The sequence below is a fragment of the Vibrio fortis genome, from assembly GCF_000695685.1.
Lineage (GTDB): Bacteria > Pseudomonadota > Gammaproteobacteria > Enterobacterales > Vibrionaceae > Vibrio > Vibrio fortis_A.
On the sequence record NZ_JFFR01000025.1, the window covers coordinates 185,846 to 199,202 of the forward strand.

Consider the following 13,357-nt stretch of genomic DNA (forward strand, 5'->3'; position numbering starts at 1 on the left):
TCGTTGTTCGGCACCAAACCTGCTCTTAAATCCCTTCGCATCTTGCTATCCGAATCTAGTATCTGTTCCTAAATCTTTTCGCATCTTGCTATCCGAATCTAGTATCTGTTCCTAAATCTTTTCGCATCTCGCTACCCGAATCTAGTATCTGCTCCTAAATCTTTTCGCATCTCGCCACCCGAATCCCGTATCTGCTCCTAAAACTATTCGAATCTCGCATCTGCTCTTAGTTATCCTCAACCACAACTCGCTTATCAGGATCAGCCAACTCGCTGCCACAATGCTTACAATGGAGAGCATCTGAATCGTGGCCTGAGCGATTGCAGTTTGGACACTTCACTAGCTCTTTATGTGCATTCATTTCATTACTCAGTTCAGCGGTAATAATGCCTGTTGGTACTGCCAGAATTGAGTAACCCAAAAGCATGGTCAGTGACGCAATAGCTTTTCCGAGTACCGTCTGAGGAACGATATCGCCATAGCCAACGGTTGTGATGGTTACGATCGCCCAATAAATGCTTTGTGGAATGCTGGTGAAGCCATTATCCGGCCCTTCGATAACAAAGATGAGCGAGCCAAAAATGGTTACCAAGATACCCACGGTACTAAAGAAGATCAGAATCTTACGCCTTGCATGTAATAGCGAGCGCAAGAGGATGTTGGAGTCCTGCAGATAGCGAACCAACTTTAGGATGCGGAAAATGCGCATCACACGAAGCAGCCTGATCACGCCCATAAACGATGCCCCCGGAAAGAGTATCGCTAGATAGGTTGGTAAAATCGCAAGCAGGTCGACCACACCATAGAAGCTGGTGGCGTAGGATTTAGGTTTTGGTGAGCAATACAGCCTCAATAGATACTCAATTGTAAACAGTGCCGTAAAGGTGTACTCAATATAGCGTAGCTCTTGTGACCACGCCGTCATTACGTTAGGCAGTGACTCGAGAATCAAAACCACTAAAGACGCAATAATGGCAATGATCAACGAGATATCAAAGATACGCCCCGCTCGGGTATGTGTACCAAAAATGATGACATAGAGATGATGCTTAAGAGAGTGTCGAGGCATGGTTGTAAAAATGTGCTTATTGTAATGACTTGGTAAACATCATACTCGGTTGAAATAAATGAGGCGAGTGAAAGCCTGTGCTTTACTCGCCTCGATAGCGTTTTTTAGCGTCGGTTAAACGTTTTCTTTATTACGCTAAACCTGGGAATAAGTTGCGAAGACCGTTAGCAATGAACTCGATACCCAGTGCACCAAGAATCAGACCCATGATACGCGTGATCACGTTGATGCCTGTTTGGCCTAGGAAGCGCACAATCACGGGTGCAGAACGGAACAGTAGCCATGAACAGGTTGCAAAAGCGACGATGCTGATGCCAATACCTACAGTATCAATGGCCGCTGGGTAGCGAGAACCGTAAACAATGGTTGAACTGATCGCACCTGGACCTGCCATGAGCGGCATCGCAAGAGGTACTACACCAATTTGCTCTCTGCTCACGTATTCTGACTTCTCTTGTTTGTTCTGCTTATCTTCACCCAATTTACCGCTCATCATTGAAAACGCGATGCTAAGAAGCAGTAAACCACCGGCTACTCGGAACGAGTCCAAAGAGATGCTGAACATGTCTAATAGCATTTGTCCTGCGACTAACGACACAATCAATATAACCGCTACAGCGACGTTAGCCTGTAATGCAGTTCGATTCCTCTCTTCAGGCGGCATATGTGCCGTGAGAGAAACGAATACAGGCATGATACCAATAGGGTTTACAGCAGCGACAAGCCCAAGGAAGAATTGCAGAAATATTGCGAGTTCTAAACCTTGCATGAGAGCGATCTCCAGTTAGCGTTAATAGTAAAGTGACTTTGATCTGACCTATATCAGAGTGCGTAATGTAAGGGACAAATTCAAAGAGTGCGAATGAAAAAAACTAACCTGAAAAGGGGGCTGTTTTTTAGAAAAACTAATTGAGTGATAGATGTGTAATTTGAATGTTGCGGGATGTTGTTTGGTGTTTCATGTTGTAACTTGATTTGATCTAAATGTTATCTCGCGCACGCTTTTAATAAAAATTATGACAGTTTCTCCCCCGTTGCAACGGGATGGATATACTCTCAGTAGCACAATTTTTGCCGTGTACATGTAAGTGAGCTGATTAAAAATGAAACTTTTTTACAGAATATGACATTAATTAGAAAAAAACTATCCGTTTGCCTGTTTTTTGTACGAATGCAAATTGTGATTTTAGTCTATATAAATCATGAGTTTATGGATGTTTTTGCGATTGCCTTACCACTTATTGGTTAATTCCTTTTGGGTAACTGATCTGGGTCAATTTTTTTCATACACTGAAATAATATACTCAGTTCCGAAAGCAATTTACTAATAACGCTGTTGGCAAACGAGTGATGACACAGTGAAATTAATAAAAAGTTTTTAATATTTATTATTTTAGGAGATCCACCATGCCTGTAACTAACTTAGCTGAACTAGATGCTCTAGTAGCACGCGTTAAAGCAGCACAAGAAGAGTTCGCAACTTTCTCTCAAGAAAAAGTAGATGCAATCTTCCGCGCAGCTTCTCTTGCAGCTAACCATGCTCGTATCCCGCTAGCTCAACAAGCGGTAGCAGAATCTGGAATGGGTATTGTTGAAGATAAGGTAATCAAAAACCACTTCGCGTCAGAATTCATCTACAACAAATACAAAGACGAAAAAACTTGTGGCATCTTAGAAGAAGATGACAACCTAGGTACAATGACTATCGCAGAACCTGTAGGTATCATCTGTGGTATCGTACCAACAACTAACCCAACTTCTACTGCGATCTTTAAGTCTCTTATCTCACTTAAAACTCGTAACGGCATCATCTTCTCTCCACACCCACGTGCGAAGAACTCTACAAACGATGCAGCGAAACTTGTACTAGACGCAGCAGTAGCAGCGGGTGCTCCAAAAGACATCATCGGTTGGATCGACCAACCATCTGTAGAGCTTTCTAACGCTCTTATGAAGCACGACGGTATCGCACTTATCCTTGCAACTGGTGGTCCAGGCATGGTTAAAGCAGCATACTCTTCTGGTAAGCCAGCAATCGGTGTAGGTGCAGGTAACGTTCCTGTAGTTATCGATGAAACAGCTGACATCAAACGTGCTGTAGCTTCTATCCTAATGTCTAAGACTTTCGATAACGGCGTAGTATGTGCTTCTGAGCAAGCAGCTATCGTAGTTAGCGAAGTATACGACGAAGTAAAAGAGCGTTTCGCTTCTCACAAAGCTCACGTTCTATCTAAAGCTGACGCTGACAAAGTACGTAAAGTACTTCTAATCGACGGCAACCTAAACGCGAAAATCGTAGGTCAACCTGCTCCAGCAATCGCTGAAATGGCTGGTGTTAAAGTTCCTGCAGACACTAAAGTGCTTGTTGGTGAAGGTCTAGGTAAAGTTTCTTACGATGACGAATTCGCTCACGAGAAACTGTCTCCAACTCTAGGTCTATTCCGTGCTGACAACTTCGAAGACGCAGTTGCTCAAGCGGTAACTATGGTTGAAATCGGTGGTATCGGTCACACATCTGGTCTTTACACTAACCAAGACGTTAACGCAGACCGCATCCGTTACTTCGGTGACAAGATGAAGACTGCACGTATCCTTGTAAACATCCCAACTACTCACGGTGGTATCGGTGACCTTTACAACTTTAACGTAGCACCGTCTCTAACTCTTGGTTGTGGTTCTTGGGGTGGTAACTCTATCTCTGAGAACGTAGGTCCTAAGCACCTTATCAACAAGAAAACTGTAGCTAAGCGAGCTGAAAACATGTTGTGGCACAAACTACCTAAGTCTATCTACTTCCGTCGTGGTAGCCTTCCAATCGCAATGAGCGACCTAGAAGGTAAGAAACGCGCATTCCTAGTAACTGACCGTTTCCTATTCAACAACGGTTACGCTGATGAAGTAGTTAAACTGCTTAAAGAGCAAGGCATCGAAGTTCAAACATTCTTCGACGTAGAAGCGGATCCAACACTATCTGTTGTTGAGAAAGGTGCAGAAGCAATGAAGAGCTTCCAACCTGACGTAATCCTAGCTCTAGGTGGTGGTTCACCAATGGATGCTGCGAAGATCATGTGGGTTATGTACGAGCACCCAGAAACTCACTTCGAAGAACTAGCAATGCGCTTTATGGATATCCGTAAACGTATCTACAAGTTCCCTAAAATGGGTAAGAAAGCTGAGCTTGTATGTATCACTACAACTTCAGGTACTGGTTCAGAAGTTACTCCATTCGCGGTTGTTACTGACGACAAGACTGGTGCTAAGTACCCACTAGCTGACTACGAAATCACGCCAAACATGGCTATCGTTGATGCTAACCTAGTAATGAACATGCCTAAGTCTCTAACAGCATTCGGTGGTTACGATGCAGTAACTCACGCTCTAGAAGCTTACGTATCTGTTCTTGCTAACGAATACTCTGATGGTCAAGCGCTACAAGCACTTAAGATGCTTAAAGAGTACCTACCATCAAGCTACGCGAACGGTGCAAACGACCCAATCGCTCGTGAGAAAGTACACAACGCAGCAACTATCGCTGGTGTAGCATTCGCGAACGCATTCCTAGGTGTTTGTCACTCTATGGCGCACAAGATTGGTGCTGAGTTCCACCTACCACACGGTCTGGCGAACGCACTACTAATCTCTAACGTGGTACGTTACAACGCGAACGATAACCCAACTAAGCAGACTGCATTCTCTCAGTACGACCGTCCACAAGCACGTCGTCGTTACGCTGAAGTTGCTGACCACCTAGGCCTAAGCCAAGCTGGTGACCGCACTGCTCAGAAGATTGAACGTCTACTAGCATGGCTAGACGAGCTGAAAGGCGACCTAGACATTCCTAAGTCAATCAAAGAAGCGGGTGTTTCTGAAGCTGACTTCGTAGCTAAGCTTGATGAACTAGCGGTAGAAGCGTTCGATGACCAATGTACTGGTGCGAACCCACGTTACCCACTAATCACTGAGCTTAAAGACGTACTACTAGCGTCTTACCACGGCCAAGCTTACGTTGAAGGTGAAACTTTCGAAGGTACTACTGTAATCCTTAAGAAAGCTGACCAAAAACCAGCAGAAGCTAAAGCGCCAAAAGCTAAAAAAGAAAAAGCTGACGCTTAATTAGATTCAGTTTTGAGATAGATTTTCGCTAGCACGTTAATCTACAATCGGGAAAAGAACAAAGCCCCAGTCGAGAGACTGGGGCTTTTTTTTGACCTTTAACTTAGCGAATAAAGAATTGAGAGAAAGATTAAACCTCGGCCGCGACTACTCGTCCGCTAAAGTAGTCGTTGGATATGATGTATTCCGCGGTTCGGGTGAGTTCATCTTGAAGCTGAGCCCAGTGACACTTATTGAGTTTGCCATCGGCATTATGGATAGCAGGAATCACACCACCAACACGAATATTGAAAGGCGTCAGTTCTTTGGCCCAACTATGGGTGAAACCGGTGATCATTGAGTTAGCACTCTCTAAGCCAGACATGTCTTTAAAGTCATCGTGGGATATTACATTAACAATTACCCCTTGTTTGTTCGCTTGACGCAGCCTATCGACACTTGCTTGTCCAAACGAGAAAAGGGTAGAGGCCATCGCTGACAGATTATCAATAAAGCAGCTAACGGGCTGTGAACCGGTGAGCGTTGGCATAGGAGTGCTCACCCAGTTATTGACTAAAACATCGGGAGTTGTGCCAAACGTAAGCTGAATGAAGTCAAAAACCTTGAGAATGGTTTGGCTGTCATAGCGCTCTATTGGGTAGCTATAGACCGACGTCGAATAGCGAGAACAAAGTTGGTAGGTTTCATCTAGGCTAGCGCTGTCAATATCGCAAAGAATCACGGTCGCACCCAGATTCACAAAATGATTTGCGATGGTTCCCCCGAGTTGCGACCCCGCGGATGTCACCAATATGATAGAGCTTTTAATTTCCATTCCTAGACCTAAATGAGTAGTAGTGGTTAGGTAAGGATGGGTCAAAAAATGTACGATCGGTGTGAATTAGTTCAAAGTAAGCAGCGAAAAAACAGAACTTTATATGAACTTGGCGACAGCTCACACTTTGGGGGTATGCGTGTGAAATACATCACGCTTATTTATGGATTTTAGTGATTAAGCCTGTGCCTGGATATGGAACTGACGCTGAGCCGTGGTTAGCTCGTTGTACAATGTCGCATGTGGCAGTTCAGTTGCTGGTTGCTTGGCGAGTTTGCGGCGCTCATGTGTAGAAAGGTTGTGGTAAACCTCTTCTGGAAAATCATGTGTCCCTTCGGGCATGAAAGCCAATGCTTCTGGGGTTAGGTAATGATTCAGCTTGGCGCTAGGGAGTCCGGCTTGGTGAAAGCCTTGCGACTGTTTTGCTGAGATCTCATATGAAGATTGGTTCGAGCGTAAAGGCTGCGGCTCTGCGACACCAAATTGTTGGCGCAATTTACTTTCTGTTGTCTCTTCTACTGACAAAACATCCAGAGGCGTGTTATCACGAACATCATCGGAAAACATAGACAGCAGCAACGCGAAATCGGCACGGCGACCTTGTTCAACCGCTTGGTTGATTCCAGTCCCGAACTTGAGTTCGTTAATAATGACGTTATTGTCGAGTGTGTTTACTTGCATGGTGCCTCTCTTTGGATACACCTATAACGGCAAGCTTGGTTCAAACTTTAGTGTTTAAATCGATTAAGTAATTGATTGGTTTTATTTTAATCAGGAGGAGAGGAGAAGTGTCAAAAACAAAAAAGCCCACGCATGCGTGAGCTTTTATCAGAATCAGCTAAGTGCTAATTATTTAGCTAGGTTCGCTGCAACGAATTCCCAGTTAACTAGAGCCCAGAAAGCGTTCATGTAGTCTGGACGTACGTTACGGAAATCGATGTAGTAAGCGTGTTCCCATAGGTCAACAGTTAGAAGTGGAGTAACACCTTCTTCTGTTAGAGGAGTCGCTGCGTTAGACGTGTTAACGATCTCTAGAGAACCGTCAGCATTCTTAACAAGCCAAGTCCAAGAAGAACCGAAGTTGTTGATTGCTGAATCAGTGAATTTTGCTTTGAACTCTTCGAAAGAGCCAAATGAAGCATTGATTGCGTCTGCAACTGCACCTGTTGGTTCGCCGCCAGCTTTAGGAGCTAGACAGTGCCAGTAGAAAGTGTGGTTCCAGATTTGAGCTGCGTTGTTGAATACGCCACCAGTAGAAGTCTTGATGATCTCTTCTAGTGTTTTACCTTCGAACTCAGTACCAGGGATAAGACCGTTTAGCTTAACAACGTAAGTGTTGTGGTGCTTACCGTGGTGGAAATCTAGAGTCTCTGCAGAGATGTGTGGTTCTAGTGCGTCTTTCGCGTAAGGTAGAGCTGGTAGTTCAAATGCCATTGCTCAATTCTCCATTGATATGAAAGAGTTACCTCTTTCGATTGCTTCCAGTGATATTTATTATTCATAGCTTACTTTTTGCAGGCTACGGTCAATTTGCTGACTTGCGATATAGTTTAGCAAGTTTTTACTTTATTAAAAGCACATTTGTGTGATTTTCTATTAAATCTTACTCTAACTCTTTAACCATTTTTTTTATATGGTTTTTATTCTTGGGGTTTGGGGTAGAATAAAGGCAATAAAGCCGTAATCCATTAACGAGGAAGCAATGGAAACTATCGATAAAATCAAACAGCAAATTGAAGAAAATGCCATTCTACTTTACATGAAAGGTTCTCCTAAACTACCAAGCTGTGGTTTTTCTTCTCAAGCATCTCAAGCGCTAATGGCATGTGGTGAAAAGTTTGCTTACGTAGACATCCTACAAAACCCTGACATTCGTGCAGAGCTACCAGCTTACGCACAGTGGCCAACATTCCCACAACTTTGGGTTGAAGGTGAGCTGATCGGTGGTTGTGACATCATTCTTGAGATGTTCCAAAAAGGCGAACTTCAGCCTCTTATTAAAGAAGCAGCAGCGAAAGTTGCTGGCGATGAAGCATAAGAGCTGAGCTTTTTAGCGACACTCAATGAGAAAAGGGGCCGTTGGGCTCCTTTTTTATTGGTATAAGGGAAATGCAATGAATGTAAAACTTCACTATGTCCACGATCCAATGTGCAGTTGGTGTTGGGGATACAAGCCAACATTAAAACTTCTTAAACAGCAGTTGCCTGCGAGCATCGAATTTAACTACGTGGTTGGTGGCCTTGCACCGGATTCTGATGAGCCTATGTCAGATGAGATGAAGCAAAAGCTGCAAGCGATTTGGAAGCAGATTGAAGCGAAACTTGGTACTGAGTTTAACCACGAATTTTGGACTGAGTGCAAACCAGTTCGCAGTACTTACCCTGCTTGCCGTGCCGTCATTGCTGCTGGATTCCAAGATCACTATGAAGAGATGTTAGAAGCGATTCAACATGCATATTATCTGCGTGCGATGTTGCCACATAGTGTTGAAACTCATCTCCAATTAGCTGAAGAGCTTGGAATGAATGTGCAGCAATTTGAAAATGATCTGTCTGGTAAGCTTTTGGAAGGCGAGTTAGACGACCAGTTGAGCTTCAAAGAGGCGATGGGGGTTTACTCTTACCCAACGTTAATGCTTGAAGTTGATGGTATTTTTACAGAAGTCGAGCTGGACTACCTTTCCACTGAAGCGACGCTTAAGTCGATTAGAGAAATCATCCTAAAGAACACGCCCGCCTAGTTTTGTTAGAGTTTGCAGTTAGCGCAATCCAATACAGAGTGCTTGGCGAACGTGTTTATTAGCTCGATAAAGGTTTACTCATATGAGTAAGCCTTTGATTGTGGCTCCCTTGAGAGGGTATGACGTATCTGATTCAGCTCTTGTTGGAATTGCGTAGAAACGGCTTCAACCTCTTGCAGATACAGAAGCATTTGCGTTTCTGCAGAAGATATCTCTAACGTTTGCAAAGCAAGTTCACTTGCGAGCGATTCAATGTCAGCAAGTGGCGTTGCGAGAGCGTCACAAGCGACCATTTTAGCCGCACCTTTCACTCGATGAGCGGTTGTTTTAAGAGACTTAAATCTCTGCTCTTCCCACAATTGAGTGATCGCCCGCCAATCTTCAATAAAGGTAGTTTCAAACTCTTCGAGTAGTGACATTGCCACATCGGCATCTCCAAATAGTTCGTTCAATGCCTTAAAGTCTATGAGGCTGCTAGTGTTGTCATCTGTGTTGTCAGCGACTGCAATTTCTCCATCTATTGGTGGTCTTGATGTTTCGAAACCATCCTCGATATCTTGAAACAATGCAGAAAAGTCATCTTCATCTTGTGATGAAGACGCTGTTTGCTCTGGGTGCTCTTTCGACTCCTCGTTTGAAATATCATTAAGTGAAGGCAGCCATTTCTCTAAAGTCAGTATCATCTGTTTGATAGAGACAGGTTTGACCAAGAAGTCGTCCATGCCATGTGCGTAGCAGTTCTCATCCTCCCCCTGAACTGCATTGGCAGTCAGTGCGACGATAGGGAGTCGATAGTCAGCCAATGTGTTGAGCTGATGAGAATCATCGGCGCCAGTGCAGTTTACGCGGTGCGCAGTAAAGCTCTCTCCCAAGCTGCATAACGTCGAAACGTCTAGTTCATTTAGCTCAAGTCCCGGCATTTGTTTGAGTAGCTCACGATGCATTTCATCAGATTGGGCTTCCAGTTGGCGAATGCTGGCTGAGAGAGTATAGCCGTCCATTTCAGGCATGTGACAGTCAGTTAAAAGCAGTCCATAACGCTTCTCTTTAAGTGCGTTCAGGGCGAGCAAGCCGTTGTCTACGATATCGGCTTGAACTCCGATGTTTGCTAGTTGTTTGGCGATCACTTGTTGGTTTATTGGGTGATCCTCTGCGACCAGTATTAATCGCCCGTTTCTTTCTGCTTGTTCACGGCTCTCTTGCATGAAGCGTGAGGTCACCTCGTTAGTTTTTTGCAATGGCATACAGTCGTGGCTAACAGGTTTGGTGAGTACGTGTACTAAGTTATCGGGTAGAAGTGGATTGACAGATAGGCACCATGAACTGCCGAGTGGCTCTGGAGAGAGCATTGGACTTTGATTGATGATGGTAAAGCTTGTTGTCTCGGCGTGTTCCTTTATCCATGCATCGGTAATGGCGAGTTGTTGCCAGACTGACATGGCGACAAAGATGTGTTTTGGTTTGTTCTGAACTACTGATTCTTGGAGTAGGTCTTTCTGGTTGATGTGCAGAACTTTCGGCTTTAAATCAAGATGCTTGAGATAACGACACAGCTCTTCTTGCTGTAAGAAGAAGCCGACAATATAAACCTCGGAAGAGGAGTTGGCGATCAGGCTTGGATTCTGTTGTTGCTCATTGAGCAAAGCGGGCAGTGCCAATGGATATTTCGCCCCATCATCTGGTGTACTACTTATGGGTAGAGATATCGTGACGGTGAAATCACTCCCTTTCCCCTCATCGCTATCTAATGTCAGTATTCCCTCCATCTGCTCGATTAACTTAGTGGCGATAGAAAGCCCAAGACCAGTGCCCCCGAATCGACGGCTGGTGGTTTTATCAACCTGCTCGAATGGTTGGAAAAGGGCATCTTGTTTATCCTTGGGAATACCAATACCAGTATCTGATACAGTTAAGCTGATCTTTTGTTGATGTTGAGTGCTTTCAATAACATTAACATGCAGTGAGATCGTGCCGTGTTCGGTGAATTTAATCGCATTATTGAGGAAGTTATTCAGAATTTGATGCAGCCTTATATCATCAGCATAGAGCCATTGTGCGAGTGCAGGATCTTGCCAATAGTGGAACGCTAATCCTTTCTGCTGAGCGTGAATGGATTGTGGTTGAACAATACGAGCCAAAACTTTCCCCAACTCAATGTCGGTTGGGCTGAGCTCCAGTTTTCCAGCTTCAATCTTTGAATAGTCGAGCACATCATTGACGATGTGCAAGAGGTTACGAGCGGATTGAGTCAATCCTCCATGCAGGCTCTGTAGCTCTTCATTCAATTGATGCTCCTGCATTAGCTCTAATAGACCTAAAATGCCGCTGATTGGCGTACGAACTTCATGGCTGATGGTGGCGAGGAATTGGGATTTGGCTGCGGTTGCACTTTCCGCTTTCTGCCGCGCGTTATCCAATGCTTGTTGTTGCTTCTTGAGGAGAGTGATATCGGTAATCACCGTATTCCACTGCATGGCGCTTTGCTGGTTACGTCGATTCTTGTTCGGCGCTTCCACATCATTTGGTTCGGACGATTTGGAGCTGGTTGTACCCGAGCTATGGGATACTTGGCTGCTGAACTTAACCCACTTAGTTTCGCCAGTAGGGAGCTTCACTTGTTGCTCGCTCTCCCAATGCCCCGTAGGCAACGCCTGGACAATAATGCTCTCTAGCTCGCGTATGCCTTGAGCAGAAAACAGCTGAAATAGCCTCTGTGGACTGTCTTGAACGGTTTGTGCTGTCAGGCCAAACATGTCATTCACTCCGGCACTGACGAAGCTAAATTGAACGCTCAAAGGCTGGTTTATATCCACTTGAGTATGCTTTAACACCACACCATCAATGTTATCGGCTAAGGTTTGCAAATGGGTTTCGGCAGCTCTGGCTCGCTCTTCTGCTATCTTTCTTTGTTTGATTTCAGCCGCCATTTTTCGGTTCCAAAAGACGATCGCTAAGATGATCAAACCTATGGTTAAACCAATGATGGCTGACCATTTAGCGACTTCGCGAGGCGATAGACCTTCTTGATATTCATAGGTTAACCATTTGCTTTCCAGACGTTCGAGCTCCTTTGGAGGCAGGGCGCTAATCGTTTTGTTAAGGATGCTGAGTAGCATAGGGTGGCGGAAGTTAACGGCCATTGCCAGCTGAGCATTGTTTTGTTCGGTAATGGTTCCTGTGATTTTAAACTGCCCTAAGTAGTCTTGATGGAGAAGGGGGGCGGCATGATGTAAAGAAGCCAACACATATTCAATTTCTTCTTTTTGTAACGCTTGGAAAGCACTGACATGATTGATATAGGTTTGTCCCTGACAGGCTAGGCAGAGCGAAGGGAGTACGGTTGCCCCACCACTATTCTCAATGATTCCGATACTCTCGGAACGGCTTGGTGTGAAGCTACCAAAGCGATCCGCTCGACTGAGTATTACCCAAGGCTCGTAACTGTAGGCCTGAGTAAAATCCATATATCTCGCCTTTTCCGAGGTTGGCGTCATATTGGTCAATAACATGGTTTCACCACGATTAAATGCAACTTCTGCCGCTTCAGTGGTGAGGTAGGTTTTGGTCTCAAATGAGACGCCCAGGACGTTACCAATCAGCTTAAGTACATCAGCAGATAGGCCATCGTGTTGCTTCTGATCATTGATGAAGTCATAAGGGTACCAATGTCCGTGAACGCCAACAGGAATTGTCGGGTTTCTTTCCAACCACTCTTGCTCTTCCAAAGTAAGGTTGAGCGTCCCGTAATTTAAAAGCATTGAGTGTTGAGAAGGCGCTAGCCATTGATTGTATATGGAAGTAAGTGAATCCTGTTTGATATCTTCTAACGCAAAGTTAATTCTACTCAATAGCCTATGTTTGCCTTTCTTCACGGCAAAGTGGAGATGGTCAGCGGGTAAATCGGGCAATAATGAAAGCATCAGCGACTCTTGGGGCTGCTCTCTCAACAGGGCTGATAGAGCGAGAGCATCACCGATATAAGCATCAACTTGGTTCTCTTTGATGGCGAGGAAAGCATCTTGCGTACTCGTTAATCTGGTTATCCGACTGTCTGGTAGCAAGCTAGGAAGTAAATCATTCAACGCGAAACCTTCTTCAAGAGCAAGATTGGCTGTCGCGAGATCGCTCAGTTGGTTAATGCTTCGTTGTTGGGTGATTACCGCTCGACGAATTGAAAACATAGGTTCACTGAACGCCATATAGTCTTGGCGCTCTTTGGTCGCTGAAACACCAACCAACAAATCGAGTTCACCTAGTCTAAATGCGTCTAGTACTGCACTGAAAGTAGGATAGAGCGTGAGCTCATATTCAAATCCAGCTTTAATCGAGGTTTGATCTAGCATGGTTATCAATAACCCTTCGGTAACGCTGCTACCGCTAGGAGTCTTATGTTGATAGCTATATGGCACCATGTCGTAAGAGGGGAGGCCAACTCTTAGAACAGGCTTGTTCGATGAGCTTATAGTGCTTGAACTCAATGCGTGGTTTGACTGTGCTTGAACTTGATCCTCGGCATGGACATAGAGCGGCTGCGCCACTAAACATAGCCAGATAAAGGGCAGTAAGAAGCGTTTAACTAGGTTTTGAACACAATCGTCATGCATAAAGACATCCTGTCAT

At 44.7% G+C, this 13,357-nt stretch carries 9 protein-coding genes; 3 read left to right on the forward strand and 6 right to left on the reverse strand.

The window, feature by feature from the left end; genetic code table 11:
• Positions 1-226: 226 nt before the first annotated feature.
• Together VFDL14_RS08230 and VFDL14_RS08225 are read right to left on the reverse strand one after the other, a co-directional pair.
• On the reverse strand, positions 227-1,069 hold the full coding sequence (locus VFDL14_RS08230) for an ion transporter (RefSeq protein WP_032551977.1): 843 nt from the start codon (positions 1,067-1,069) through the stop codon (positions 227-229).
• Between the two features lie 130 nt (positions 1,070-1,199).
• The gene (locus VFDL14_RS08225) at positions 1,200-1,838 is read right to left on the reverse strand and encodes a YchE family NAAT transporter (RefSeq protein ID WP_032551978.1); all 639 of its coding nucleotides are present in this window, start codon (positions 1,836-1,838) and stop codon (positions 1,200-1,202) included.
• Between the two features lie 638 nt (positions 1,839-2,476).
• On the opposite strand from VFDL14_RS08225, the gene adhE reads away from it, so the two are divergent.
• A complete protein-coding gene (gene adhE / locus VFDL14_RS08220; protein WP_032551979.1) occupies positions 2,477-5,182 on the forward strand; it encodes a bifunctional acetaldehyde-CoA/alcohol dehydrogenase in 2,706 nt (901 codons plus the stop codon).
• 130 nt (positions 5,183-5,312) lie between these two features.
• Here the strand turns inward: adhE and VFDL14_RS08215 are convergent, their stop codons facing one another.
• The 3 genes from VFDL14_RS08215 to sodB all read right to left on the reverse strand — a co-directional run bounded on the left by VFDL14_RS08215 (position 5,313) and on the right by sodB (position 7,430).
• Positions 5,313-5,996, reverse strand: a complete 684-nt coding sequence (locus VFDL14_RS08215) for an SDR family oxidoreductase (RefSeq protein WP_032551980.1) — start codon at positions 5,994-5,996, stop codon at positions 5,313-5,315.
• 177 nt (positions 5,997-6,173) lie between these two features.
• Positions 6,174-6,677: a VC2046/SO_2500 family protein gene (locus VFDL14_RS08210; RefSeq protein WP_032551981.1), complete on the reverse strand. Its 504-nt coding sequence runs from the start codon at positions 6,675-6,677 to the stop codon at positions 6,174-6,176.
• A 168-nt stretch (positions 6,678-6,845) separates the two neighbouring features.
• On the reverse strand, positions 6,846-7,430 hold the full coding sequence (gene sodB, locus VFDL14_RS08205) for a superoxide dismutase [Fe] (protein ID WP_032551982.1): 585 nt from the start codon (positions 7,428-7,430) through the stop codon (positions 6,846-6,848).
• 268 nt (positions 7,431-7,698) lie between these two features.
• Between sodB and VFDL14_RS08200 the strand changes: the two genes are divergently transcribed.
• Entirely contained in the window at positions 7,699-8,034 is a 336-nt protein-coding gene (locus VFDL14_RS08200; protein WP_032551983.1) for a Grx4 family monothiol glutaredoxin, read from the forward strand.
• A gap of 76 nt (positions 8,035-8,110) precedes the next feature.
• Positions 8,111-8,737 carry a DsbA family protein gene (locus VFDL14_RS08195; RefSeq protein ID WP_032551984.1) on the forward strand — a complete coding sequence of 209 codons (627 nt, stop codon included), beginning with the start codon at positions 8,111-8,113 and terminating at the stop codon, positions 8,735-8,737.
• Positions 8,738-8,811: 74 nt separating this feature from the next.
• Here the strand turns inward: VFDL14_RS08195 and VFDL14_RS08190 are convergent, their stop codons facing one another.
• Positions 8,812-13,341 (reverse strand): transporter substrate-binding domain-containing protein, encoded by a 4,530-nt coding sequence (locus tag VFDL14_RS08190; RefSeq protein ID WP_050487442.1) that lies wholly within the window; start codon positions 13,339-13,341, stop codon positions 8,812-8,814.
• Positions 13,342-13,357: the final 16 nt, after the last annotated feature.